Consider the following 25768-nt stretch of genomic DNA (forward strand, 5'->3'; position numbering starts at 1 on the left):
GTCCGGCTCGATCCGCAATCGCCGTCGCCGACTGTCCGTTCCGTCGAAGCGGAAAGGTAAATACGACAGTGATGCTGACCTATCTTCGCGCTTATGCCAGAGCGCGAGGAAATCCGCAAGCTGGCTCGGTGTGCTCGCTGGTCAGCCGTAGGCGCGCAGGAAGAACCGCACGGTCATCGCGGCCGCGAGGAGTACCGTCGCCACGCGCACCGCGGCCGGCGGCAGTCGCCGCCCGAGCTTCGCGCCGACGTAACCACCGGCGAGCGCGCCCAATCCGAGAACGGCCGCCTGCGCCCACCACACCGCGCCGAAGGCGGCGAAGCAGAGGGCGGCGATGGTGTTTGCGGCAGTGACGAGCAGGACGCGCGGCGGGTTCAGCGCCTTCACGTCGGCGTCGTCGAGGAGGCTCCACGTCGCCATCATCATCAATCCGACGGCGCCGCCGAAGTAGCCGCCGTAGACGCCGAGCAGGAACTGGATTCCGAGGACGGTACCGACGCCGGCGCGAAAGCGCGCCCGCAGCGACGGTCCGAGCCGGCGGCCGAAGGCGAGAACCAGCGTCGCGACGAGCAGCAGCCAGGGCAGGACCCCGTCGAACAGCGAGGACGGCGTCCAGAGAAGCAGCAGCGCGCCGACCAGTCCGCCGAGCAGGGTCACCGCCAGCGTCGGCGGCAGCGGCACGCCGCAGACGCTCCGCAATCCGCCGCGATAGACCCACAGGCTGGCGGCGCTGCCGGGATAGAGCGCGACCGTGCTAGAGGCGTTGGCGGCGACCGACGGCAGGCCGGCGCCGATGAGGGCCGGCAGCGAGACGAAGCTGCCGCCGCCGGCGAGCGCGTTCATCGCGCCGGCAAGCACGCCCGCGACGCAGAGGAACAGCCAATCGCCCATGCCGCCGGCATAAGAGCCTCCGCCGCCGCCCGCAAGTCGCGCCGGCGCCGGCTTGTCCGGGATCGCGGCCCGGTATAGGCACGCGGCCATGTTCTTCGCATCCGACAACTGGTCCGGCCCGCATCCGGCCGTCAACGCAGCGCTCGCCGAGCACGGGGCGGGCATGGCCGCCGCCTACGGCACCAGCGACCTCGACAAGGCGGTCGAGCAGCGGTTCAACGAGATCTTCGAGCGCGAGGTGGCGGTGTTCTTCGTCGGCACCGGCACGGCGGCGAATTCGCTGTCCTTCGCGGCGCTGAACCGGCCCGGCGGCGTGGTGCTCTGCCACCGCGAGGCGCACGTGATCGAGGACGAGTGCGGCGCGCCGGAGTTCTTCACCCACGGCGCGCGGATGGCGCCCGTCGATGGCGCGCTAGGCATGATCGACCCGTTCAACCTCCGTCGCGAGCTGAAGCGCTTCAACCCCGGCTTCGTCCACGCCGGCCAGCCGATGGCGGTGTCGATCTCGCAGCCGAGCGAGGCCGGCACGATCTACCCGACCGAGGCGCTGGAGGCGATCGCCGGCATCGCGCACGAGCACCAGCTTTCGCTGCACATGGACGGCGCGCGCTTCGCGAACGCGCTCGTCGCCAGCAACCTGTCGCCGGCCGAGATGACCTGGAAGCGCGGCGTCGACATCTTGTCCTTCGGCGCGACCAAGAACGGCTGCTGGTGCGCGGAAGCGGTGATCTTCTTCGATCCCGAGAAGGCGAAGCAGTTCCCCTACATTCGCAAGCGCGGCGCGCAGCTCTTCTCCAAGACGCGCTTCATCGCCGCACAGTTCATGGCCTATTTCGACGGCGGCCTCTGGCTCGATCTCGCCCGCCACGCCAACGCCATGGCCGACGAGCTGCGGACTGCGCTCGATGCGGGCAGCCACGCGCGCCAGGCCTGGGCGACGCGGACCAACGAGGTCTTCGCGATCATCGAGAAAGGCACCGCCGAGCGCCTGCGCTCGGAAGGCGCGGTGTTCTACGATTGGAACCCGCCGCACTCCTCCCACGACATCCTGAAGGACGACGAGACATTGGCACGGCTGGTCACGAGCTGGTCGACCACGAAAGAGGACGTCGCCGGCTTCGCATCGCTCATCGCCTGACCGCCGGAACCGATCGCCGCCCGGTCCGATTTCTCCTCCCATCCGAGGAGGAACGATCATGGCTACCGGTACCGACGCATACGAACAGGGCAAGCTCGCCTTCCAGAACAACCATCCGATGTCGTCCTGCGAGTTCCCGGTCGGCTCGACGCTGCGCGAGGACTGGATGAACGGCTGGAACGGGGCGCGCAACGCTTCCCCGACCGGCGACGGCCCGCAAGGCGACCAGCACCCCGGCATGATGGGCGACGGCACGGAAGAGCAGAACCTCAACCAGAAGGGCAACCCCTCCGCGCGCATCTCCGAATCGGACGTGAAGGCGGCCTTCGGCAAGGGGTGAACCGACTATCGCGAGTTAGTCCCGCAAACGAAGACGGCGCCCCGAAGGGCGCCGTTCGCATATCCGACGACGGGTCGGTCGATCAGGCGGCGTTCGCCTCGATCTGCCTGGCGTTCTCGTTGCCGGCCGCCGTCGCGATCTCGATCTTCCGGGGCTTCATCGCCTCCGGAATGACGCGGACGAGATCGACATGGAGAAGACCGTTCTTCAGCGTCGCGCCCTTCACCTCGACATGGTCGGCAAGCTGGAAGCGCCGCTCGAAGGCGCGGGACGCGATGCCGCGGTGCAGCACCTCGACGCCTTCCGCCTTCTCCTCGGCCTTCTCGCCCTTCACGGTCAGCGTGTTCTCACGCGACTCGATCGAAAGGTCGGATTCGCCGAAGCCCGCGACCGCCATGGTCACGCGGTAGGCGTTCTCGCCGGTCCGCTCGATGTTGTACGGCGGGTAGGCCGGCGCGGCGTCCGACTGCGCCAGCGTGTCGAGACGCGAAAAGAGACGGTCGAAGCCGACGGTGGAACGATAGAGGGGAGCAAAATCAACGGGACGCATGGTTCGTTCTCCACTTGAGCAACAGGTTGATGCGGTCGGGTCCGATCCTTGGCTCCCGCCACGCGGCGAGCCGACCGAAACCCGTGATCCCTTGCGGCGATCACGGACCGGATGTGGTGGGTCAGCCGGGCCCCTGCAAGCGCTCGAAGCGGGAATTCCGCACCTGAACGCAAAATGAATGAATCCTTCCGAAATCGTTCAGATGCAGGAGCTTAGACCTGTCTCCACGAGCCGCCGGATGCGGGTCTTCTTGGAGGCGAGTTTCGTGAGATCCGCTCTGGCAGCGTTGGCATTCCTCGCCGTCCCGGCCTTCACCGGCGGACCGGCGGCCGCGTTCGATCGCTTCGGCGACGAAGGACCGGGCATCTTCTCCGTACAGGAGCGCGGCTGGGGCGACGACTGGCGCGAGCGGCGGGACTGGCGCGGCGGCTGGGACCATCGTGGCGGCTGGGGCCGGCGCGGCGACATGCTGTCCGAGGGTCAGGTCGCGCGCCGCCTGATGCGGCAGGGCTTCGTGCGGATCGACGACGTCGATCTTCGGCGCGACCGCTACATCGTCACGGCCATCCGCCCGAACGGCGCGCTGATCCGCCTGGCCGTCAATGCCTATGACGGCGACGTCGTCGCCCGCGAGCGGATCGGCTGGGTGGCCGGCGGTCGCGGCGGCTACGATCGCGACTACCGCCGGCCCGCGACCGGGATCGAGTTCGATCTCGGCGGCGGCACGCTCGGCGTCTATTCCCGCTGATCGCAGCGGGGTTCGAAACGGCTGCAACGTCCCGTCCCTTCCGTTGCGGTCGCCGGGCCGGGAGCTTCCTCGGAGGCTTCCGGCCCAACTTTTTCCGAGTGGCGTTGCGGTGAGGAGCGGTTGACTTCGCCGCGCACGGGCGTCCTTTAAGGCAACGCCCTACGACGACACCGATGAACGCATCCGCTCCCTTCGACAGCCTCGTCGAGATTTCCGGCAATCCGAAACCGTTCGGTATTTCGGTCGGCACGCTGGCCGCCGCCGACCGCGTCCGGCTCCGCTACGCGGTCGCGCCCGCGCGCGCGCCGAAGACCCGCGGCACGGTGATCCTGCTGCAGGGTCGCAACGAAGCGATCGAGAAATATTTCGAGACGATCGACGACCTGACGGCGCGCGGCTACATGGTGGCCACCTTCGACTGGCGAGGCCAGGGCGGCTCGCAGCGGACTTCACGCAACCCGTCGAAGGGCCACGTCGCGAGGTTCGACAGCTATCGCATCGATCTCGAAGCGGTGTTCCGCGACGTGGTGCTGCCGGACTGCCGCGGCCCCTACGCCATCCTCGCCCATTCCATGGGCGCGACGGTCGCGATCCTCGCCGCGCCGACCCTTTACAACCGCGTCGAGCGGATCGTCGCCAGCGCGCCGATGATCGCGCTGGCCGGCGTCAAGCCGCGCACGAACCAGATCTTCTACGCCTCCAGCCTGTTGAAATGGACCGGCCTCGGCTCGCTGAACGTCCGGAACGGCGTCCGGCAGTCGGCCCGCTACACGCTGGCGAAGAACCCGCTGACCACCGACCGCCGCCGGTTCGAGCGCAACCGCCGGCTCGCCGAAGCCGCGCCGCACCTCTTCGTCGGCGGGCCGACGGCCGGCTGGCTCGCCGCCGCGTCGCAGGCGATGCGGCGGCTGGACGATTCCGACGTGATCGCGGCGATGCGCGTGCCGACGCTCGTCGTCACGGCCGGCGCAGACGCCGTGGTGTCGAGCGCGGCGGCCGAGCGGCTCGCCTGGCGCATGCGGTCCGGCCACGCGCTGGAGATGCCCGGAGCGCGGCACGAGTTGCTGCAGGAGGCGGACCGGTTCCGCGAGCCGTTCCTCGCGGCCTTCGACGCCTTCGCGGGCGGCGCGCTGCCGGCCGACTAGCCGTTCAGGATGTCCAGCGCGGCGGCATGGAGTTCCGGCGTCGCGGCCGCGATCACGTCGCCGCCGTCCTCGGCGCGAGCGCCTTCGAAGGTCGTGACGATGCCGCCGGCCTGCTCGACGATCGGAATCAGCGCCGCGATATCGTAGGGCTTCAGGCCCGGCTCCACGACGAGATCGACCTGCCCGGCTGCCAGCATCGCGAAGGCGTAGCAATCGGTGCCGAAGCGCGTGAGGCGCGCCTTCGCCTCCAGCGCCTCGAAGCGCCGCAGCATGTCGCCGCCGAAGAGCCGCGGGGTCGTGGTGAAGACCACCGCCTCGGCGATCGCCGTCGTTCCCCGCACCCGGTTCTCGGCGCTCCCCGTTCGGTCGGATCGCCAGGACGCGTTGCCATCGGCCCAGAATCGCTCGCCCGTAAAGGGCTGGCTCATGATACCGAGCCGCGCCCGGTCATCGACGGTGAGGCCGATCAGCGTGCCCCAGACCGGGATACCGGAGATGAAGGCGCGCGTGCCGTCGATCGGGTCGATCACCCAGCGGAACGGCCCCTCCCCGGTCGAACCATGCTCCTCGCCGAGAACGGCATGCGCGGGGTATTCGGCCTCGATCAGGGCGCGGATGGCGCGTTCGGCCGCGCGGTCGGCCTCCGTCACGGGGTCGAAGGCGCTCGCGTCCTTGTTATCGACCGCGCCCGCCCGCCGGAAGCGCGGCAAGGTTTCGCCGTCGGCGGCATCCGCCAGCCGGAACAGGAAATCGGCAGTGGGAAGATCGCCTGGATCCACGCTCATTCCGCCGCCGCCAATTGCTGGAACTCGTCGCCGATCGCCGCGGCGAAGCTTGCGGCAAAACGCATCATGTCGTGCTTCACCGCGCTGAAGTTCCGCCCCGGCTCGAACCGGCGCTCGTCGGCATAGAGGTGACGGTTGATCTCGATCTGGACGACATGGACGCCGGCGGCGGGCCGGCCGTAGCGCTCGGTGATGTAGCCGCCGGCATAGGGCTTGTTGCGGGTGACGTCGTAGCCGAGCATCGCCAGCGCCCGGATCGCGTAGCCGACCACGGCGTCGGAGGCGCTGGTCCCGAACCGGTCGCCCACCACGAAGTCCGGCCGGCGGCCGCCGGGCATGGCGCGCACCGTCGAGGGCATCGAGTGGCAGTCGAGGAGCACCGCCACGCCGAAGCGCTCGCGCGTCACCCGCACGAGGTGTTCGAGGCTTTCATGGAAGGGCTTGTAGATCTGCTCGATCCGCCCGAGCGCCTCGTCGAGCGCCAGCTTGCCGCGATAGATCTCCTCGCGCTCGGCGACGATGCGGGGGATGGTGCCGAGGCCGCCCGCGACGCGCACGGAGGTGGAATTGACGAAGGGGGGCAGCGGGTCGCGGAACATCCGCGAGTCGAGCTCGTAGGGCTCGCGGTTGACGTCGAGGAAGGCGCGCGGGAAGCGGGCGATCTGCAGCGGCGCGCCGATGGACGGAACGAAGTCGAACAGGAGATCGACGAAGAGGTCTTCCGAGCGCCGGATCGCCTCGGCCGACAGGCGCGACGCGGCGAGGAAGGACAGCGGATAGGCGCGCCCCGAATGCGGCGAACAGAAAACGATCGGAACCTTCTGGAGGGTGGGCGCCCGCACCTCGAAGGCTGGACAGGGTCCGGCCGAGGTTTCAAGGATGGCAGGTTCCGGCAATCGTTCCGCGTCCGAGCGTCAGGGACATTGAGCATGCCGCAAACTAGGCGTTCGGTCCACGCATTCCACATGGGCAATCTTCGCACAATCTGTTAATGCGAGCGTGAGAAGGACGAAGCTAGCGCCGCCGGCATTTCGACGCGGCGAACCGGAACACGCCGATGTCAAAGATCCTGCTGGCCGAAGACGACAACGATATGCGCCGTTTCCTGGCGAAAGCGCTGGAGAAGGCCGGCTACGAGGTCGTATCGTTCGACAACGGCGGCAGCGCCTACGAGCGCCTGCGCGAAGAGCCGTTCTCGCTGCTGCTCACCGACATCGTGATGCCGGAGATGGACGGCATCGAGCTGGCCCGCCGGGCGACCGAGCTCGACCCCGACCTGAAAGTGATGTTCATCACCGGCTTCGCGGCGGTGGCGCTCAACCCCGATTCGAAGGCCCCGAAGGACGCGAAGATCCTGTCGAAGCCTTTCCACCTGCGCGAGCTCGTCGACGAGGTCGGCAAGATGCTGCAGGACGCGGCCTGATCGGCGATCGGATCGAAGCGTGCCGGCGGACGTCCGGCAACGCATCGAAGCATCGATCCAGCGGACGATGCGCTTGACGGCCGCTCGGGACTTATGGTCTATGCCGCCGTGTCGGATGGGCGTGTAGCTCAGCGGGAGAGCACTACGTTGACATCGTAGGGGTCACAGGTTCAATCCCTGTCACGCCCACCATCCGAAACAACCACTTAGCTTGAGAATGAGAAGCGTTCGCTAGGTTCACTGAACCTAGAGCGCGAATGGGCCAGCTAAGTCGCACTCGCCAAAGTAGCATCTTGAGAGATTGGCGTGCTGCCGCGCGTTATAGCATCGTCTCCCCCTGCTTCGGCTGAGTAGCGCTATTTCTGCTGCTCACCACAACCTGAGCTGCCTACGGATCGCTAAACGGGCAGCGTAGTAAACGCAAATGTAGCCGTCTAACGACTCTATTGGCTACGCAGACAACCTCCGCTTGTTAAGACTCACTGAGCTTGATACCTCCTTCGCAACCTATGCGGAAGTGAAGTGCATACCCAGTGGTACTTACATTTATTGTCCCCGTTCGCCATCCCGACAACGCACCAGACTGGAAGACGCTGATCTCAAGATTGCGGCAGACGTTGCGCTCAATCGCGGCACAAACCTGCGATGACTGGGAGGCCGTGGTCGTCGCAAATCATGGTGTGGAGTTGCCGACGCTCCCTGATCGCGTTGTGGTGGAGCGGGTCGACTTTCCGCCTAATCGGATGTTCGATCTGAACGTTGCCGGTCGCGAGGCCGCTTATGACGCGGTACGCGAGGATAAGGGCAAGCGTATTCTCGCTGGCATGAGAACTCGTCCTGATTCCCGATATTTCATGGTTGTGGATGACGACGATTTCGTCAGCAATCGGCTTGTCGCGTTCGTCCGCGACAATGCGGGCGAGGCTGGTTGGACGTTCAATCAGGGTTACATCTGGTCGGAGAACCGACCTGTCGTCTACAAATACGACGACTTCTCGAAGCTGTGCGGCACCTCGCATATCGTACGGTCCGACCTTTTTGAGCAACTTCGAGAAGCATCCGCAACAGAACTCGACTTCATCAAGCGTTGTCTCGGCAGTCACATTTTCATTGAGGCAGACCTACGAGAGGCAGGCACACCGCTGCGCCCGTTGCCATTTCGCGGCGCCGTCTACCGCGTCGGCCACAGGGGTGCTCATAGCCGATCGTCCGGCGTTCTCCGCAGCTACATCCTGCGCCGGGATGTGCTTCGCAATCCGCGACGCTTGTTGCAGCGAATTCGCCGTTTAAGGCTGGTTTCGAAGCGGCACCGTCGCGAATTTTTTGGCTCAGCCGCCACCGTCTAGCGTCGGCTATTACAACGACTTCGACGCTTGCAACCGGCATGATCCTAAAGGAAAAGGCGCCGGAAGCAGAACGGACAGAGCCAGTGATGCAAGTTCAACAGGGTGCAGAGCGCTACGCGCACCTTACCACGAAGCGCTCCGCAGCGGCGTTACGCGGCATCTTCTGGTCGATGATCAACTCGATCGTCCCGTCTTCGCTCGCCGCTGGAATTTTCCTCTTCTCGTCCCGGATGCTCCACCCAGCGGATTTTGGTCTCGTCGCTCTGGCCTTGAGCGTCAGTTCCATCATCGGCTCCGTCGCACCGTCCGGCTTCGGCGAGGCTTTGATCCAGCGGAAATCCCTCGACGAAACGCACCTCTCGACTGTGTTCTGGGTCTGCGTTTCGGCTGGCTTCATCGCCTTCGCCACGACCTTCTTGGTAGCATTCCCTGTCGCCTATTACACTGGCCAGCCGATCATGAAGGCCCTTCTACCGGTCACCGGACTCAAGGTCGTTTTCGACATGGCGGCGCTGGTGCCGGGGGCATTGCTGGCGCGCAAGATGTCCTTCCACCTCGTCGCGATGCGAACCACCATCGCATCGCTCGTGTCGGGCTCCGTTTGCGTCGTGCTGCTGCTGCTCGGCTATGGTCTGTGGGCGCTGGCACTGTCGCAGGTCGCGGCCTCTGTCGCCAGCGTCGCAGGCGCTTTTGCGGCGGCTGGCTGGTTTCCGAAGGGTCGCCCGACACTCGCAGCCTTCAACGATCTGAAGCGCTTCGGCCTCTATGCCTCGGCAACCAACTTCATGCAGTTCATCTACCCCGAGCAACTTCTGGTCGGATCGCTGCTTGGCCCAACGGCGCTTGGCATTTACGGATTTGGTCGACGGATTTTTCAAATCCTGAACGACCTCATCGCAGGGGCGCTCTCATCGGTCTCGCACGCGCTTTTGTCGTCGTTGCAGGCCGAGCGGGAGAAGTTACAGCGAGTCTTCCTTGTTGCAACCTTCATGTCTGCGGCGGTAGCGTTTCCAGTATTTAGCGGGCTTGCCGCAGTGGCCGAAGACGGCGTTCCGATTGTCTTCGGCCCACAGTGGGTACCGGCGATACCGAGCGTCCAGTTATTCTGTATCCTTGGACTGATTAGCAGCGTCGGCTTCATTCAAATCGGAATGATCAAGGCGCGTGGCGCTGCGGACTGGTGGTTCTGGTACCAGACAGTGAAAAAAGCAGTACTCACCGTTTCCGTCTTCGTATCATTCTCCTTCGGCGTAACCGCTGTAGTTGCAGCGGCCGTTATCGGTGCACTTCTGCTCTTTCCGGCACCGATCTGGAAAAGTGCTCAGTTGATCGAAATTCGGCTTTCGACATACGTTTGGCAATTCGTCCCTCCGACGATCGCTTCCACGATGATGGCTGCCACCGTCTGGTTATTCCGCGATCTGGGACCGGAGATGGATCGAACGATACGTTTGATCGCGTCGATCTGCATCGGCGGATGCATCTATTGCGTCACGCTCGCTGTCATGTCGCATGGACGACTGCGGGAAATCCTGACGCTCGTTCGAAGAGGTCGATAAGCAAACCAGCACGTTGAACCGGTCGAGATACCATATTTCGAACCAGGCATCGGCGGTGCTCGACATCGTGCCGTATGTAGTTCCCTTAGGTCCGGTGAACCTCCGATCGCGTACGCAACAGGGACATGATGCCGGAAATGCCCTGCTGCGAAGCGCTCTCTTCCTGAAACAGTAGAGCATTCCACCTCAACCCGAACGTTGACATCGTGAGGGTCACAGGTTCAATCCCTGTCACGCCCACCATCCGATCAGCCGCCGGGCGGCTCCGCCTCGCTTGAGGCGATGGCTGGACCCAGGTCGCGGCGAAGAGGTTTCGCCTCCGGCTTCGATCCTTTTGCAATCCGGTTTCCACGGAAAACACGTCGCTCGATGGCTTGCGCTTTCGGCGTTCCCGCGAAACGGTTTCAAGCCGGTGATGAGGATACCGGCTTGGTCTGCCGGGATATCGAAGCTTTTCGATGCGGCGGAAACGGCGGAGGCGGACATGACGGCCAACGATGCGGCAGATGCCCGTTCTTTCCTTGCCGGGCTGTTCCGGGCGGCCGTCGCGGCTGCCGATCCGCTGCGGGGCATCGCGGCGCACCTGCCGGCGAAGCCGAAGGGCCGCACGGTCGTGGTCGGCGCCGGCAAGGGCGCGGCGCAGATGGCGCGGGCGCTGGAAGGCGTCTGGGGCGAACCGCTCGAGGGTCTCGTCGTCACGCGCTACGGTTACTCGTGCGACACGAAGGCGATCCGGATCGTCGAGGCTTCGCATCCCGTGCCGGACGCAGCGGGCCTCGCCGCCGCGGGTCGGTTGATGGAACTGGTGAAAGACCTCGGCGAGGACGATCTGGTGATCGCCCTCGTCTGCGGCGGCGGTTCGGCGCTTCTGCCGGCACCGCCGCCCGGCCTGACGCTCGCCGACGAGATCGCCGTCAACGAGGCGCTGCTGGCGTCCGGCGCGCCGATCGCGGCGATGAATCGGGTGCGCAAGCACGTTTCCGCCATCAAGGGCGGCCGGCTCGCCGCGGCGACGAAAGCACGGATGGTGAGCCTGATCGTCTCCGACATTCCCGGCGACGATCCGGCGCAGGTCGCCTCCGGCCCGACCGTGCCGGACGCCTCGACACGCCACGAGGCGATCGAGATCGTCCGCCGATACGGGCTGAAGCTGCCAGAGGCGGTGCATGAGCATCTCGCCTCCGCGGCGGCCGACGCGCCGCGCCCGGCCGATCCGATCTTCACCCGGCACGAGCGGCACGTCGTCGCCTCGGCCGGCGTCTCGCTGGAAGCGGCGGCGAACACGGCTCGCGCGGCGGGCGTCGAAGCCGCGATCCTGTCCGACGCGATCGAGGGCGAGGCGCGCGACGTCGCGCTGGTGCATGCTGCCATCGCCCGCGAGGTGCTCGGCCGCGACCGCCCGTTCGCCAAGCCGGTGGTGCTCCTGTCCGGCGGCGAGACGACGGTGACGCTGCGGGCTCGCGGCGGCAAGGGTGGCCGCAACGGCGAGTTCGCCCTCGCCGCGGCGCTCGCGCTCGACGGGCTTGACATCCACCTCCTCGCCGCCGACACGGACGGCATCGACGGCTCGGAGACGAATGCCGGCGCCTTCGCGGACGGCGGCACGGTCCGGCGACTGCTGGCGGCGGGACACGATCCCCGGCGCATGCTCGACCGCAACGACAGCCATTCCGCCTTCGCCGCCATCGGCGACCTGTTCACCACGGGACCGACCGGCACCAACGTCAACGACTTCCGGGCGATCCTCGTTCGCTAGCGTCGGGATCGAGGCGCTTCTTTCCGGAAATCCGAACCGCGCGATCGAGGCTCGCATCGCCATGGGCGAGGCGGCGCGAAACGATCACGCGGCGAGACGACCACGAGAGGAGATCGTGCATGCAGGCGTCGCTTGCCCGCTGGGCCCTGGTGCTCGGGCTGCTTTCGGCGGTCGGCCCCTTCTCGATCGACATGTACCTGCCGGCCATGCCGGAGATCGCCTCGGCGCTCCGGTCGTCCGAGACCGAGGTGCAGTTGACCGTTACCTTCTACCTGCTCGCCTTCGGCATCAGCCAGTTCGTCTGGGGGCCGATGGCGGACGCCTATGGCAGGAAGCCGCCGCTGATCATCGGCATCTGCCTGTTCGTCGTCGGCAGCGTCGGCTGTGCGCTGGCGCCGTCGCTCGGATGGCTGCTGGCCGGGCGCTTCGTGCAGGGCGTCGGCGCGGCGGCGGTGGGCGTCGTGCCCCGCGCGGTGACGCGGGACCGCTTCACCGGCCTCGACGCGACGCGCCTCCTCGCGATGGTCATGCTGGTGATCGCGGTATCGCCGATGCTGGCGCCGCTCGCGGGATCGATCTTCCTGTCCTTCGGCGGCTGGCGGCTGATCTTCGCGGCGCTGGTCGGCGTCGGCGTGATGAGCCTGCTCGTCACCGTCTTCGCCCTGCCCGAGACGCTGGAGCGCAAGGACCGCCAGCCGATCAACCTCCGCTCGATGGCGGCAGGGTGCCGGATGCTGATGTCCGATCCCGTCTTCGTCAGCCTCAGCTTCGTCAGCGCCTTCGGCTTCGGCAGCTTCTTCGTGTTCATCGCCACCGCGTCCTTCGTCTATACGAGCTATTTCCACCTTTCGACGACGCAGTTCTCGCTGGCCTTCGCGGTCAACGCGCTCGGCTTCTTCGCGGCGAGCCAGCTCGCGGCGCAGGTGATGCAGCGTCTCGGCGTCATGCGCGCCGTGCGGCTGCCGCTGTTCGGCTTCGCGGGAACGACGCTCGTGCTTCTCGGCGTGACCTTTGCGGGCGCGGGAACGCTGCCGGTGATCATGGCGCTGCTGTTCGTCGCCAATGCTTTCCTCGGCCTGGTGATGCCGGTCGCCTTCGTCATGGCGTTGGAGGAGCACGGCGAGATCGCCGGCCTCGCCTCGTCGCTGAGCGGCACGCTGCAGATGGTGACGGGCAGCCTCGTGGTGACGTTCCTCGGGCCGTTCTTCGACGGCACGCCCCTGCCGATGGTGGCGGGCATCGCGGCCTGCGGCGTGCTTGCCACGGTGATCGGCGTCCTCGGCTTCAGCCGCGTGCCGACGGCCGCCGCGCCCGCGGAAGGCTGAACCCGGCAGCCGCCGCCGTGCTCCGGCGCCGTCCGTCTACTGCGCCACCGCCTCGGCGATCGCGGCGTCGGCGCGTACCTTGGCTTTCGCGAGCGCGGTCTTCGCGTCCTGTGCGCCGGCCAGCATCGCCTCGAACTCCTCGTTCTCGATGTCGCGCACCTGCGGCAGGTCGGGCAGGCGCACGCCCTTAGAATTCCCGGTCGGAGCCTTGCCCAGCATCTGCGTGATCGCCGTCTCGCGCCCCGGGTTCCTTTCGTAGAAGCCGCTCCGCTTCGTGTCCTCGTAGGCCGCGAGCGTCACCGGCAGGTAGCCGGATTTCTGGTGGAGGCGCGCCTGCACCGCGGTGCCCGACAGGAAATGGAAGAACTCGGCGATGCCTTTGTACTCCGTCTCCGTCTTGCCGCCGAAGACCCAGAGGCTGGCGCCGCCGGGAATCGTGTTCTGCGGCGCGCCGCTCGCCTTCGAATCGTAGGGAAGCTGGCCGATGCCGAAGTTCATGCCGGACTTCACCACATCGCCGAGCCCGCCGGAGGACTCGGTCAGGATCGCGCATTCGCCGGAGAGGAAAAGCTGTCGCGCCTCCGCCGTGCGCCCGCCGTAGCGGAAAACACCTTCCTTAGCGAGATCGGCGATCGCCTGGAAATGATCGACATAGATCGGGGCGTCGATCGCGAGCCGTACGTCGGCCCCCGCGAGGCCGTTCTCGTTCGAACCGTAAGGCACGTTGTTCCAGGCCGCGAAGTTCTCCAGATGGATCCAGGGCAGCCAGGTCGAGGTATAGCCGCAGGGCGCGGCCCCGTTCGCCTTGATCCGGCGGGCATCCGCCCAGACCTCGTCCCAGGTCTTCGGAGGCGCGTTCTCGTCGAGCCCCGCCTTCCTGAAGGCGTCCCGGTCGTAGTAGAGGATCGGCGAGGACGCGTTGTAGGGGAAGGACAGCATCGTGCCGTCCGGCTTCGAATAATAGTCCACGATGCCGGGCAGGTACTGCGACTTGTCGAACGTGTAGCCGCCCTCCTCCAGCACCTCCGCCACCGGCTTGATCGCGCCCTCGGCGCCCATCATGACGCCGGTGCCGACATCGAAGACCTGAATGATCGCCGGGGTCCGCTTCGCCCGGAAGGCGTCGATGCCGGCGTTCAGCGTTTCCGGATAGGTGCCCTTGAAGACGGGCACGACCTTGTAGTCGCGTTGGGTCTCGTTGAACTCCCTGGCGAGTTGCTCGACGACGTCGTTGTTCGCGCCGGTCATGGCGTGCCACCACTCGAGCTCGGTGACGGCATGGGCGGGTGGCGACCCGATGACGATCATCGCGCCGACGACGACACCCTGAGCGATGGCGTTCGGTCTCATGCGTCCCCTCCCGAGATATCGGTGCGGAGTCCGCTGCCCTGTGCGATCCGCAACCGGCCGGCATAAGTTTCCCGGCGGTCTTCGCCGCCTTGCCGGCACAGGGAGGCATTCAAAATGCGGGACGTCAAGCGCCAGGGGAGCGGGCGCGACCGTCGGCCGCCAGAAAGGCGAGCTTGGCCGGCAGCGCCAAATGTCGCGAGCGCTCCACCCGCTCCGGCGTGTAGTGGTGCTCGACGTCGAGGCAGTTCACCGTCCCGATGATTTCGCCGCCGAGGAACGCCGGCAGGTTGAGCACCGAGCCGCAGCCGAGCGAGGCGATGGTTTCGTGATCCGGGAAGACCGTCGCGATCTCCGCGATCGTGTTGGCGACGAAGGGGCGATGCTGCTCGTGCACCACCTCGAAATACCGGTCGCGATGGATCGGCTTGGTGCCGGAAACCGGATAGGCTTCGGGATCGGAGGTGTATTCGCGCCGGACGAGGCCTTCCGCCATGTGGACGCGCGTCACCGTGAAGAGCTTCGCGCCGACGAGCTGGCGGGCGAGGTCCTGCAGCGCCGTCCAGAGCGCATCCGGCGCGACGTCCTCGGCGATGCGCCGGTCGAACGCGGCGAGGGCTTCGATGATCTCGTGCTCGGTCATGGGTCCGCTTCCAGTTCCTGCCGTTCCACCGTGCGCTCGCCGCTGCGCAGCAGCTCGCGCGAATAAGGCTCCCGCAGCGCGCCCTGCCGCAGCAGCGACACGTCGGCCGTTTCGACGATACGGCCGTGCCGCATCACCGCCAGCCGGTCGCAGAGGAAGGAGACGACCGGCAGGTTGTGCGTGACGAGGAGGTAGGTGAGGCCGCGCTCGCGCCGCAGCCGCTTGAGGAGATTGAGGACGCCCGCCTGCACCGAGACGTCGAGCGCCGAGGTCGGCTCGTCGAGCAGCAGGAGCTTCGGCTCCGGGATCAGCGCCCGGGCGATGGCGACGCGCTGGCGCTGGCCGCCGGACAGTTGGTGCGGAAAGCGGAACCGGAAGCCAGGCTCCAGCCCGACCGCTTCCAGCGTCCGCGCGATCCGGCCGTCGCGGTCGCCGAGCCGGTGGATGGCGAGCACCTCACCGAGGGCTGCGTCGACGGTCTTTCTCGGGTGCAGCGAACCGTAGGGGTCCTGGAACACCATCTGGCAGACCCTCGCGAAACCGGGGTCGATGCCGTGCCCGCGCGGGGTTCCGAAGGCCTCGATCGCGCCGGTCCAGTGCGGCGCGAGGCCGGCGACGGCCTTCAGGATCGTCGACTTGCCGGAACCGCTCTCTCCGACGAGCGCGAAGCTTTCGCCCTCCGCCACCTTGATGTCGACGCCGTGGGTCACCGGCGTCGCGCCGTAGGAGACGGACAGGTTCTTCAGACGCAAGGCCGGCGTCACGAACGGCGCTCCAGCACCGGCAGCTCGTCGCGCGTCTCGTCGAGCCGGGGAACGGCGGCGAGCAGCGCGCGGGTATAGGGATGCTTCGCCTCGCCCAGCGCGTCGGCGCGGCATTCCTCCACCGCCTCGCCGCCCCGCATCACGAGGATGCGGTCGCAATAGCTCGCGACGAGGTCGAGGTCGTGGCTGATCAGGATCAGGCCCATACCCCGCCGGCGTACCAGATCGTCGATCAGGCCGAGCACCTGGCGCTGCACCGAGACGTCGAGCGCCGAGGTCGGCTCGTCGGCGATGAGGAGGTCAGGCTCGGGGATCAGCATCATCGCGATCATCACGCGCTGCCCCATGCCGCCGGAAATCTCGTGCGGGTAGAGGCGCGCGACGCGGTCCGGGTCGTGGATGCGGACCGATTCCAGCATGGCGCGGACGCGGGATCCGACCTCGCGGCGCGATAGCCGCCCCTGCCCGCGCAGCGCCTCGCCGATCTGCTCGCCGACCGTCATCACCGGGTTCAGCGAGAACTTCGGGTCCTGCATCACCATCGAGATGCGCGCGCCGCGGAGACGGCGCATGCGCCGCTCGGGCAGCGCGAGGAGATCGATGCCGTCGAAGCGAAGCCGGTCGGCCGCCACCTCGCCCGGACGCGGCACCAGCCGCAGGAGCGCGCGACCGGTCATCGACTTGCCGGAGCCGCTCTCGCCGACGATGCCGAGCCGCTCGCGCCCGAGTGCGAAGGACAGGCCGCGCACGACCTCGACGGGCAGGCCGTTCGCCCCTCGGAAGGCGATGCGCAGGTTCTCGACTTCCAGAAGCGGCGCGCTCAAGCCCCCGCCCCCGTCTTCGGGTCGAGCACGTCGCGCAGGCCGTCGCCGAGGAAGCAGAAGCCGAGGCTGACGACGACGATCGCGAAGCCCGGCATGGTTGCGACCCACCACTGGTCGAGGATGAAGGCGCGCCCGCGCGAGATCATCGCGCCCCATTCCGGCAGCGGCGGCTGCGCACCGAGCCCGATGAAGCCGAGCCCGGCGGCGGTGAGGATGATGCCCGCCATGTCGAGCGTGACGCGGACGATGGTGGAGGAGGCGCAGAGCGGCAGGACGTGGCCGGCGACGACCCTCAAACCCGAAGCGCCCTGCAGGCGGATCGCGTCGATGAACTCGGCGTGGCGGATCACCTGCGTTTCCGCCCGTGCGATCCGCGCATAGGCCGGCCAGGACGTCACGGCGATGGCGATCACGGCGTTCTCGATGCCGGGGCCGAGCGCCGCGACCAGCGCCAGCGCCAGGATCAGCTTCGGCATCGACAGGAAGATGTCCGTGATCCCCATCAGGATGCGGTCCACCCAGCCGCCGGCATAGCCGGACACCGCACCGATCACGAGCCCGGCGGGGGCGGCCAGCACCGCGACGAGAAGGACGATGCCAAGCGTGATCCGCGCGCCGAAGACGGTGCGGGACCAGATGTCCCGGCCGAGTTCGTCGGTGCCCATCCAGTGCGCCGCGCCGGGTGCGGCGAGGCGGGCGGCGAGGTCCTGCGCAAGCGGATCGTGCGTCGCGATGATCGGCGCGAACGCCGCCGCGAGGATCAGCAGGAGCACGATGAGGCCCCCGAGCGCGGCGAGCGGATTACGAAGGAGCCCCTGCCCAATCCGGTAAAGGCGGATCGCTTTCGCCTGCCGCTGCGAAGCGGGGCTCTCGTCGTTTAACCAGGTGCGGAGCGTCGTCATCGTGCGCGCGGGTCGAGGACGCGATACAGCGCGTCGGAAAGCTTGTTGATGCCGACGAACACTGCGCCGATCACCAGCGTCGCGCCGAGCACGGCGGCCATGTCGGCATTCAGCAGCGCGACCGTCAGGTAGTTGCCGATGCCGGGCCACGAGAACACCGTCTCGACCATCACCGAGCCTTCCAGCAGGCCGGCATAGGACAGCGCGCAGACGGTGAGGAGCGGCACGCGGATCGGCCGGAACGCGTGCCGCCAGAGCACGAGCCGTTCCGGCAGGCCCTTCACCCGCGCGGTGGTGACGTATTCCTGCGCGAGTTGGTCGAGCATGAAGGAGCGCGTCATGCGCGAGATGTAGGCGAGGCTGAAGAAGCCGAGCACCGAGGCCGGCAGCGCGAGGTGCGACAGCGCGTTCCAGAAGATCTCGCTGTCGCCCGCCAGGAGGCTGTCGACGAGAAGCAGACCCGTCACCGGCTCGACCATGCCGTCGTAGTAGACCTCCAGCCGGCCGGGCCCGCTCACCCACTGGAGCTTGGCGTAGAACAGCGCGAGGCCGACGAGGCCCAGCCAGAAAGCCGGCACCGCGTAGCCGAACAGCCCGACGATGCGGATCGCCTGATCGGTGAGGCTGCCGCGCCGGCTGGCGGCGTAGACGCCCATCGGCACGCCGAGCGCGATGCCGATGACGATGCCGAGCGTCGCCATCTCCAGCGTCGCCGGGAAGACGCGCGCCAGATCCTCCGCCACCGGGCGGCCGGTCGAGACGGAGGTGCCGAGATGGCCGGTGACGACGTCGCCCACATAGGATGCGAACTGCACGATCGCCGGGCGGTCGAGGCCGAGTTCGGCGCGGGCCGCCTCGTAGACCGCTTTGGGCGCGCGGTCGCCGACCAGCGCCAGCACCGGATCGATCGGCACGACCCGGCCGATGAAGAAGGTGATGGCGAGAAGGCCGAGGAAGGTCAGAGCCACCGAAACGACGAAGCCCGCGGCCGCCTTCGGATGCGCCAGCCTCGACCGCGGCCGGGCCGTCGGCGCGGCCGCGGCGGTGATGGCGGCATCGGGTTCGAAGGCCAGCGCGCGTTTCCTTCCGGCTTATCGGCTTCCCGAATCGTGCGAGGGGAAGATTTCGCTTGGAGCATACAAATCGCTTTGCTCTATTCCAACGCATTCTCGCCGGCATCGGGATTCGACGCAGGCGAAGGCGTTCGAAAAGGAGAACGGTGATGAGAATGCTGAAGGCCGCGGCGATCGCGGCGCTTTCGATCACACCGCTCCAGCTCGGTGCTGCGCTGGCCGCGACGCCCGCCTCGACACTCGTCGTCGCGCAGAACATCGACGACATCGTCAGCATCGACCCGGCGGAAGCCTACGAGTTCTCCTCCGGCGAATACGTGACGCAGACCTACGACCGGCTCGTCCAGTACGACGCGCCCGACCTGAAGACGCTGGCGCCGGGCCTTGCCACGCAATGGCAGGCGGACGAGGCGGCGAAGACCATCACCTTCACGCTGCGCGACGGCGTTTCCTTCTCGTCAGGCAATCCGGTCCGGGCGGAGGACGTGCTCTATTCGTGGAAGCGGGTCCTCTTCCTCAACAAGTCGCCGGCCTTCCTCCTGACGCAGCTCGGCTGGACGCCGGAGAACTTCGCCTCGAAGGTGAAGGCGGAGGGCAATAAGGTGACGCTGTCCTACGAAGGCGGCCTGTCGCCGGCTTTCGTGCTGAACGTCCTCGCCTCCCGCCCCGCCTCGGTCGTCGACGAGGCGACCGTCGCCTCGCACGAGGAGAGCGGCGACATGGGCAACGCCTGGCTGAAGGCGAATTCGGCCGGCACCGGGCCGTTCGTCCTGAAGACCTACCGGCCGGCGGAACTCCTGAACCTCGCCGCGAACCCGAACTATTTCGGCGGCGCGCCGGCGCTGAAGTCGGTGATCATCCGCCACGTGGCGGAAGCCGCGACGCAGCAGCTCCTTCTGGAGAGCGGCGACGTCGACATGGCGAAGAACCTGACGCCGGACCAGATCGGCCGTATTTCGACGGAGGGCAAGTTCACCGTCGAGACCTATCCGCAGGCGGCGGTCCACTTCCTCAGCCTGAACCAGAAAAAGGAGGCGCTGACGAACCCGGCCGTCTGGGAGGCGGCGCGCTATCTCGTGAACTACAAGGGCATGACGGACAGTTTCCTGAAAGGTCAGATGCAGGTGCATCAGGCCTTCTGGCCGGCCGGCTTCCCCGGCTCGCTGGACGACAACCCGTTCACCTACGATCCCACCAAGGCGAAGAAGATCCTCGCCGATGCCGGGGTGCAGACGCCGATCGACGTGACGCTGGACGTCATCAATTCCGCCCCCTTCACCGACATGGCGCAGTCGCTGCAGGCGGGCTTCGCCGAGGCCGGCATCAACCTGAAGATCCTGCCGGGAACGGGTAGCCAGGTGATCACCAAGTATCGCGCCCGGACGCACGAGGCGATGCTGCTCTACTGGGGGCCGGACTTGATGGACCCCGATTCCAACGCCCGCGCCTTCGCCTACAACGAGGACAATTCCGACGGGAACTATCAGGCGACGACCACCTGGCGGAACGGCTGGGCGGTGCCGGACGAGATGAACAAGCAAGTCGTCGCCGCGCGGGCCGAGACCGACCCGAAGAAGCGCGACGCGATGTATGTCGACCTGCAGCGCAAGGTGCAGGCGAAGTCGCCCATCGTCGTAATGCTGCAGGCGACGACGCAGGTGGCGATGGCGAAGAACGTCTCCGGCTACGTCAACGGCGCGGTGTCGGACTTCGTGTTCTACCGGCTCGTCAAGAAGGGCTGAGCCACCCCTGGAACAGCACCGCCGCGAGCGCGGGAAGCAGCGCGGCAGGCATCACGACGAGGCCGAGCCGCAGGAAGCGCCACGCGCCGAACGACAGTCCCTCGCGCTTCAGCGCCGCGAGCCAGAGGATCGTCGCCAGCGAGCCGGTGACGGAAAGGTTCGGGCCGAGGTCGACGCCGATCAGGATCGCGTCGACCACCTGCGGCGGCAGGTGCGCCGCGGTGGTGAAGCTTCCGGCGACGAGGCCGAGCGGCAGGTTGTTCGTCAGGTTCGTGCCGACCGCCGTCGCGGCGCCGGCGAGAAGCGCGCCGAGCGAGGGCCGGGCATTGAGCGGCCCCTCGAAGGCCGCGGTCATGGCGCTTTCGAGGCCGCTGAGTTCCAGCGCGCGGACGATCACGAAGAGGCCGGCGACGAGCACCAGCGTCGTCCAGGACACGCCCTTCAGCATCGGCCAGGGGCTCAAGCGTTCGCCGATCACCACGGCGAGCGCGGTGAGGACGCCCGCGATCGCGGTCGGCCACCCGAGATCGGAGCCGAGCGCGGAGGCCGCAAGGAGCACCACCGTCGTCGCCGCGATGCCGAAGGCGGCGATCCTGCCGCCGCGCGTGAGTTCGGGCACCTCGACGTCGAGGCTCGTCGATCCTTCCAGCTCCCGCCGCTGCGTCCAGCGAAGCGCCCAATAGGTCGCGGCGATGCTGAGGATCGAGGGGACGCCGAACCGCATGAGCCATTCGCCGAGCGGCGGCATCGCCTCGCCGAAGAGCACGAGGTTCGCCGGGTTCGAGATCGGCAGCACGAAGGAAGCGGCGTTGGCGATGAAGGCGCAGACGAGGAGGTAGGGCACCGCCGACGGTGCCTTCGCCGCTCGCGCCACTGCCGCGACGGCCGGTGTCAGCACCACCGCCGTCGCGTCGTTGGAAAGGAACACGGTGACGACCGTCCCGACGAGGTAGACGAGCGCGAACAGCCGGCGCGGCGAGCCGCGCGCGCGCCGGGCGGCGATGGCGGCCAGGTAGTCGAACAGACCCTCCAGCCGCGCCGCTTCCGCGAGCAGCATCATGCCGGCGAGGAAGAGGTAGACGTCGGTGCCGGATGCCACGCCGCGTCCGACCTCGGCGAGCGGCAGGAAACCTGCGAAAAACAGGGCCGCCGCGCCGGCGACCGCGAACAGCCATTCCGGCATGCGGAAGGGGCGCACGATGACGCCCGCGACGGCGGCGGCGCTCAGAAGCCAGACGGCGACGTTCGAACTCACGACAACAAACGCCGCCTTCGGATGGATTGGATCGGCCCGCTCACTCGCCCCTGCAGGCGGCGGCGACCTTCGGCGCGGATACGAGCCAGAGGACCAGACCGCAGAGCGCGAAGGCGCCGAGCGAGAGGTATGCCACCGAGAAGCCGTAGCGGGAGACGATCACGCCGGCAATCGCGGGGCTGAGCGAAGCGCCGACGCCCTGCACGGTCATCACCGCGCCGAGGCCGGCATTGATGCGGCCCGTGCCGTTCAGGATGCGCGCGACGAGACCCGGCACCGCGACGCCGAGCAGCCCCGCGCCGACGCCGTCGAGCATCTGCACGGGTACGAGCGCATAGGGGCTCGGCCACAGCCCGGCGATCAGACCGCGGATCGGCAGCGCGGCGAGCGCCGCGATGAGGAGCAGGAAGTAGCCGCGCCGTCCTGCGAAACCGGCGGCGAGTAGCGCCACGGGAATCATGACGAGCTGCGCGATGATCACCGTCGCGGCCGTGTAGGAGACCGGGTCGGCGAGCAGCGTCCTCACCAGCGAAGGTTCGGCGGCGGGCCGGCCCGGCTTGGCCGTGGCGGGCGCGGGACCGGTCGCGGCGACCTCGCCCCCGGCAGCGGGCGCCGGCTGCGTGGCTTGAGCGTTGCCCTGCGTCTCGTTTATCTGCTGCGCGGCGACCTGCTGGCCGAGCAGCGGCAGCATCGCGCCGTTGCCGAAGTGGAAGAGCATCAGCGTCGCGGCCAAGATCAGCAGCGGCGTCGACAGCCAGAGCACGCTGAACCCGGGCTGTTCGGCGTCGGCTTCGCCGGCTTCGCTCCGCTCGCGCCCGCGCGCCGCGTCGTGGTCGATGTCGCCGGGCCGGATGGCGAGGACCGCGACGATCGATCCGACAGCCATCAGGGTCATCAGGACGAAGACGGCGGGCAGCCCGAACTCGTAGCCGAAGAAGCCGGCACCGGCCGCCGCGAAGACGTTGCCGCCGTGGTTCCACGCCTCGTTGCGGCCGAGCTGCTCGCTCAACCCCTTCTGGCCGACGAGCCCGAGCGTGAGGCTGGCCAGCGCCGGACCGATCGCCGCGCCGGCGATGCCGGTGGCGATCTGCGAGGCCGCCACCAGCGGAAAGCTCGGCAGGAACAGGATGACGAGCGAGGCGACGATGGTCAGGCCGGCGCAGAATGCCACCATGAAGCGCTTGGCCTTCGAGGCGTCGGCGAGCGCCCCGAGCGGCGTCGTCGCCAGCATGCCCGCGATCCCGCCGACCGTCATCACGAGGCCGACGGCGGCCATGTCCCAGCCTCGGCCGACCAGGAAGATGCCGAGAAACGGGCCGAGCCCGTCGCGCACGTCGGCGAGGAAAAAGTTCACAGCCCCGAGCGCACGGACCGAACGCGAGCGACGACTGGATTGCGTCGCGGCTGCGCGCGGAACGGCGATGCTGCTCATGGGTTTGTCCGGCTCAGTGAGTGATCGCCGTTCGGCTCGCGGCAAACACTCCCGGCCGGCGGAAGTTCCCGCCGGCGGCGGGAGAGGTGCTGCCTCGTCCGCGGCCGGCGAGGTCTAGCGAACGGCGACCAGCGAACGGCGGGCCGTTCGTCTGGCCGGCGACTTCGCGGCACCGCGCGCTTCGGCCACGAAGGCTTCCAGGAAGTGGCGCACGCGCGACGCGGCCATCGGCTTGCCGAACACGAAGCCCTGGACGATCTCGCAGCGCGCCTTGCGCAGCATCGCGACTTCTGCCGCCGTCTCGGCGCCTTCCGCGACCGCCCCCATGCCGAGGTTGCGCGCAAGACCGATGAGCGCGCCGACGATCGCTTCCGAGCCCTTGTCCACCAGCATCTGTGAAACGAAGGAGCGGTCGATCTTGAGGTAGGACACCGGGAACCTGCGCAGGTGCGTCAAGGACGCGTATCCGGTGCCGAAATCGTCGAGCGCCAGCCGGATCCCGGCCTCGTGCAGACGGCGCAGCGACGGGCCGATGATGCTGGCGTCGTCGTCGAGGAGGGTGCGCTCCGTCACCTCGATCTCAAGCGCGGAAGCGGGCAAGGCAGCCGATCGAAGCGTCGCCAGCACGCGGTCCGCCAGATCGCGCCCTTCGCCGTCTCGGGCGAACTCGCGCGGCCCGACATTCAGCGCGACGTGCCCGAACGGCACGCCGGAGCCGCTCCAGTCCCGCATGTCGGCGACGACGCGATCCAGCATGCGCGAGCCGAGGCGCATGGCGAGATCGGGATCCTCGAAGGCCTCGGCGATCTCGCCCGGCGAGCGCAGCCCGCTGTCGTCCGTCCACCGGAGGAGCGCCTCGAAGCCGATCACCTTGCCCGAGGCCAGCGAGACCTTCGGCTGGTAGAACGGCATGACGCAGTCGCGGTCCAGGGCGTCGCGGGTGCGCTGAAGCACCTTCGTCCGCCGAACGGCCTCGACCCGCATCGAGGCATCGAAGGCGAGGCTCCGGTTCCGGCCCGCCGCCTTCGCTGCGCGGAGCGCCAGGTCGGCGTTCCTGAGGAGCGCGGCGGGATCGAGGTCGTGTTCCGGAAAGACGGCCCAGCCGAGGCTCGGCGTGCATTCGAACGTCGCTCCGGCATGAGCTACCGGATGACGAAGCAGCGGCAGGCAGGCGGTGACCGCCTCGTCCAGCGACGAGCTGCCGTTCGGCAGGGGCACGATCATCCCGAACTCGTCGGCACCGAACCGCGCGACGGTGCCGCCCGCCGGGCAGGCCGCCTTCAGCCGATCCGCGGTCGCTCGCAGCATCGCGTCGCCGGCATCGAGCCCGAGCGTGTCGTTGATCTCCTTGAAGCGATCGAGGTCGACGAGAACCACGCCCACCGAACTTCCGTCCGCGACGGCCTTCCGGATGGCTGCCTCGAGCTCGATATGGAAAAGCGTGCGGTTCGCGGTCTGCGTGAGGTTGTCGGTGTGCGCGGCGAGCCAGGTCCGGCGCTCGGCCTGCTTCAGGTCGGTGATGTCCTGAAGCGTGCCGATATGGAGGACGACGTTTCCCGCCGCGTCGCGGAAGACGCGGTTGCGGCCTTCGATCCAGCGCTCTTCGCCGGACGGCAGAGCCAGGCGGAAAGTGCTCGGCGGCACGTCCCGCCCGGCGTTCACGGCGAGCGAGAATTCCGCCCGGATCCGCGCGCGGTCGTCGGGGTGGATCCGTTCGACGAAGGCTTCGTGCGAGGTCGAGGCATCCGGCTCGATCCGCATCATCGCGAAGAGTTCGGGCGACCAGATCTGCCGTCCGGTCACCATATCCAGTTCCCAGGTCGCGAGCCCCGTCGCCTCCACGGCGAGGCGCAGGCGCTGCTCGCTGTCGCGGACGCGCTTGTCGGCCATGCGCCGGTCGTGGATATCGGTGACGATGCCGACCCAGTCCGAGACCGTGCCGTCCTCGCGCAGCAGCGGCGTCGCATGGTCCTCGACCCAGCGCCAGTCGCCGGACCGGTGCTGCAGCCGGTACTCGATCAGCAGGCTCTTTCCCTCGATCATGGCTCGATCGGTCGCGACCTGCGCATGCTCGCGATCGTCCGCATGGAGAAAGCCGAGCCAGTCGTCGGCGTCGTCGGCGTCGTCCTGCCGTCCGGTGAACTCGAACCAGCCCCGCCGCTCCGTGATGCCGGTCGCGACGTCGAAGTGCCAGACGATCTCGGACGTCGCCTCGATCAGCGCCTTGTTCAGCCGGGCCGACCTGTCGAGGGCGCGCGCGGCCTCGTGCTCGGCGGTGATGTTTCTTGAGGTGACGAGCAGACGCGAGGCGCCCTGCCCCGCATGCGGAACCGGAACGATGGTGCTCCGCCAGGCCTCCAGAGCCGCGTCGCGGCCGATCCGGACGCAGGAGACCTCCGCGACGCCGGTCCGGCCTGCCACGAGAACGGCCCGCCCGGCTTCGGCCCGGCTTTCGGCCGCCCAGAGTTCGCTCCACCGGCGTCCGACGGGCGATGCCCCCGTATCGCCGAACGCGGCTTCGCAACTCGGGTTCGCCGACAGCACGGTTCCATCGGGCGAGATGACTGAAACGCAGTCGCCGCTCGTCGCGAAGACGAGGCGCAGCACGTCTAAGCCCGGATCAGCGCGATATTCGTCGACGGACATGCCAGTTCGGTATTCCACACATCCCGGATCTCGCCGGTGAGCACCATCATGCCGAGCAATCGTGAAGATTTCGGCTATGGCTACGCATCCCCTTGACAGCGCAGGAGTTCCGCTGGATCGCAGTGGCGCCGGAG

The 25768-nt window shown here is 67.8% G+C and carries 23 protein-coding genes and 1 tRNA gene; 11 read left to right on the forward strand and 13 right to left on the reverse strand.

The features are described from left to right. Window positions 1–141: 141 nt before the first annotated feature. Entirely contained in the window at window positions 142–891 is a 750-nt protein-coding gene (locus F6X38_RS14915) for a sulfite exporter TauE/SafE family protein (RefSeq protein WP_150971135.1), read from the reverse strand. Window positions 892–979: 88 nt separating this feature from the next. Here F6X38_RS14915 and F6X38_RS14920 point away from each other — a divergent pair, with 88 nt between their 5' ends. After that, window positions 980–2029: a threonine aldolase family protein gene (locus F6X38_RS14920; RefSeq protein WP_150970938.1), complete on the forward strand. Its 1050-nt coding sequence runs from the start codon at window positions 980–982 to the stop codon at window positions 2027–2029. 58 nt (window positions 2030–2087) lie between these two features. Further along, window positions 2088–2369, forward strand: a complete 282-nt coding sequence (locus F6X38_RS23705; protein WP_150970940.1) for an Rmf/CrpP family protein — start codon at window positions 2088–2090, stop codon at window positions 2367–2369. An 82-nt stretch (window positions 2370–2451) separates the two neighbouring features. On the opposite strand, the gene F6X38_RS14930 is transcribed toward F6X38_RS23705, so the two are convergent. Further along, the gene (locus F6X38_RS14930) at window positions 2452–2919 is read right to left on the reverse strand and encodes an Hsp20 family protein (protein WP_150970942.1); all 468 of its coding nucleotides are present in this window, start codon (window positions 2917–2919) and stop codon (window positions 2452–2454) included. Window positions 2920–3184: 265 nt separating this feature from the next. On the opposite strand from F6X38_RS14930, the gene F6X38_RS14935 reads away from it, so the two are divergent. Both F6X38_RS14935 and F6X38_RS14940 read left to right on the forward strand, forming a co-directional pair. After that, window positions 3185–3667: a hypothetical protein gene (locus F6X38_RS14935; RefSeq protein ID WP_150970944.1), complete on the forward strand. Its 483-nt coding sequence runs from the start codon at window positions 3185–3187 to the stop codon at window positions 3665–3667. 173 nt (window positions 3668–3840) lie between these two features. Continuing rightward, window positions 3841–4812: an alpha/beta fold hydrolase gene (locus F6X38_RS14940; protein WP_150970946.1), complete on the forward strand. Its 972-nt coding sequence runs from the start codon at window positions 3841–3843 to the stop codon at window positions 4810–4812. Here the strand turns inward: F6X38_RS14940 and hisN are convergent. Together hisN and F6X38_RS14950 are read right to left on the reverse strand one after the other, a co-directional pair. Further along, a complete protein-coding gene (gene hisN, locus F6X38_RS14945) occupies window positions 4809–5597 on the reverse strand; it encodes a histidinol-phosphatase (protein WP_150970948.1) in 789 nt (262 codons plus the stop codon). The genes F6X38_RS14940 and hisN overlap by 4 nt on opposite strands. After that, window positions 5594–6478: an N-formylglutamate amidohydrolase gene (locus tag F6X38_RS14950; protein ID WP_150971137.1), complete on the reverse strand. Its 885-nt coding sequence runs from the start codon at window positions 6476–6478 to the stop codon at window positions 5594–5596. The genes hisN and F6X38_RS14950 overlap by 4 nt, the downstream gene beginning before the upstream one ends. A gap of 176 nt (window positions 6479–6654) precedes the next feature. Here F6X38_RS14950 and cpdR point away from each other — a divergent pair, with 176 nt between their 5' ends. The 6 genes from cpdR to F6X38_RS14980 all read left to right on the forward strand — a co-directional run bounded on the left by cpdR (window position 6655) and on the right by F6X38_RS14980 (window position 13006). Further along, window positions 6655–7020 carry a cell cycle two-component system response regulator CpdR gene (gene cpdR / locus F6X38_RS14955; protein ID WP_150970950.1) on the forward strand — a complete coding sequence of 122 codons (366 nt, stop codon included), beginning with the start codon at window positions 6655–6657 and terminating at the stop codon, window positions 7018–7020. 117 nt (window positions 7021–7137) lie between these two features. After that, window positions 7138–7212 (forward strand) — tRNA-Val (locus tag F6X38_RS14960). 341 nt (window positions 7213–7553) lie between these two features. Continuing rightward, window positions 7554–8366 carry a glycosyltransferase family A protein gene (locus tag F6X38_RS14965; RefSeq protein WP_150970952.1) on the forward strand — a complete coding sequence of 271 codons (813 nt, stop codon included), beginning with the start codon at window positions 7554–7556 and terminating at the stop codon, window positions 8364–8366. Between the two features lie 38 nt (window positions 8367–8404). After that, window positions 8405–9925, forward strand: a complete 1521-nt coding sequence (locus tag F6X38_RS14970) for a lipopolysaccharide biosynthesis protein (RefSeq protein ID WP_150970954.1) — start codon at window positions 8405–8407, stop codon at window positions 9923–9925. Between the two features lie 484 nt (window positions 9926–10409). Beyond that, a complete protein-coding gene (locus F6X38_RS14975; RefSeq protein ID WP_150970956.1) occupies window positions 10410–11681 on the forward strand; it encodes a glycerate kinase type-2 family protein in 1272 nt (423 codons plus the stop codon). Between the two features lie 119 nt (window positions 11682–11800). Continuing rightward, window positions 11801–13006 (forward strand): multidrug effflux MFS transporter, encoded by a 1206-nt coding sequence (locus F6X38_RS14980; protein WP_150970957.1) that lies wholly within the window; start codon window positions 11801–11803, stop codon window positions 13004–13006. A 36-nt stretch (window positions 13007–13042) separates the two neighbouring features. Here the strand turns inward: F6X38_RS14980 and ugpB are convergent, their stop codons facing one another. The 6 genes from ugpB to F6X38_RS15010 form a co-directional block, all read right to left on the reverse strand. Then, on the reverse strand, window positions 13043–14314 hold the full coding sequence (ugpB, locus tag F6X38_RS14985; protein WP_202617989.1) for a sn-glycerol-3-phosphate ABC transporter substrate-binding protein UgpB: 1272 nt from the start codon (window positions 14312–14314) through the stop codon (window positions 13043–13045). A gap of 166 nt (window positions 14315–14480) precedes the next feature. Further along, window positions 14481–14996 (reverse strand): GAF domain-containing protein, encoded by a 516-nt coding sequence (locus F6X38_RS14990; RefSeq protein ID WP_150970962.1) that lies wholly within the window; start codon window positions 14994–14996, stop codon window positions 14481–14483. After that, window positions 14993–15760, reverse strand: coding sequence for an ABC transporter ATP-binding protein (locus F6X38_RS14995; protein WP_202617986.1), 768 nt, complete (start codon window positions 15758–15760; stop codon window positions 14993–14995). Before F6X38_RS14995 ends, F6X38_RS14990 begins: the two co-directional genes overlap by 4 nt. After that, window positions 15757–16584 (reverse strand): ABC transporter ATP-binding protein, encoded by an 828-nt coding sequence (locus F6X38_RS15000; RefSeq protein ID WP_150970966.1) that lies wholly within the window; start codon window positions 16582–16584, stop codon window positions 15757–15759. Before F6X38_RS15000 ends, F6X38_RS14995 begins: the two co-directional genes overlap by 4 nt. Then, window positions 16581–17486, reverse strand: coding sequence for an ABC transporter permease (locus tag F6X38_RS15005; protein ID WP_150970968.1), 906 nt, complete (start codon window positions 17484–17486; stop codon window positions 16581–16583). The genes F6X38_RS15000 and F6X38_RS15005 overlap by 4 nt, the downstream gene beginning before the upstream one ends. Beyond that, the gene (locus tag F6X38_RS15010) at window positions 17483–18493 is read right to left on the reverse strand and encodes an ABC transporter permease (RefSeq protein WP_246191370.1); all 1011 of its coding nucleotides are present in this window, start codon (window positions 18491–18493) and stop codon (window positions 17483–17485) included. The genes F6X38_RS15005 and F6X38_RS15010 overlap by 4 nt, the downstream gene beginning before the upstream one ends. A 215-nt stretch (window positions 18494–18708) precedes the next feature. Here F6X38_RS15010 and F6X38_RS15015 point away from each other — a divergent pair, with 215 nt between their 5' ends. Beyond that, window positions 18709–20301 (forward strand): ABC transporter substrate-binding protein, encoded by a 1593-nt coding sequence (locus tag F6X38_RS15015; protein WP_150970972.1) that lies wholly within the window; start codon window positions 18709–18711, stop codon window positions 20299–20301. On the opposite strand, the gene F6X38_RS15020 is transcribed toward F6X38_RS15015, so the two are convergent. The 3 genes from F6X38_RS15020 to F6X38_RS15030 form a co-directional block, all read right to left on the reverse strand. Then, the gene (locus F6X38_RS15020; RefSeq protein WP_150970974.1) at window positions 20288–21556 is read right to left on the reverse strand and encodes an SLC13 family permease; all 1269 of its coding nucleotides are present in this window, start codon (window positions 21554–21556) and stop codon (window positions 20288–20290) included. The two genes, F6X38_RS15015 and F6X38_RS15020, sit on opposite strands and share 14 nt — an antisense overlap. Window positions 21557–21596: 40 nt before the next feature. Next, window positions 21597–22988, reverse strand: coding sequence for an MFS transporter (locus F6X38_RS15025; RefSeq protein WP_150970976.1), 1392 nt, complete (start codon window positions 22986–22988; stop codon window positions 21597–21599). Between the two features lie 114 nt (window positions 22989–23102). Beyond that, window positions 23103–25634: a sensor domain-containing protein gene (locus tag F6X38_RS15030; RefSeq protein ID WP_150970978.1), complete on the reverse strand. Its 2532-nt coding sequence runs from the start codon at window positions 25632–25634 to the stop codon at window positions 23103–23105. Window positions 25635–25768: the final 134 nt, after the last annotated feature.

This window comes from Plantimonas leprariae (genome assembly GCF_008802405.1).
GTDB lineage: Bacteria > Pseudomonadota > Alphaproteobacteria > Rhizobiales > Rhizobiaceae > Plantimonas > Plantimonas leprariae.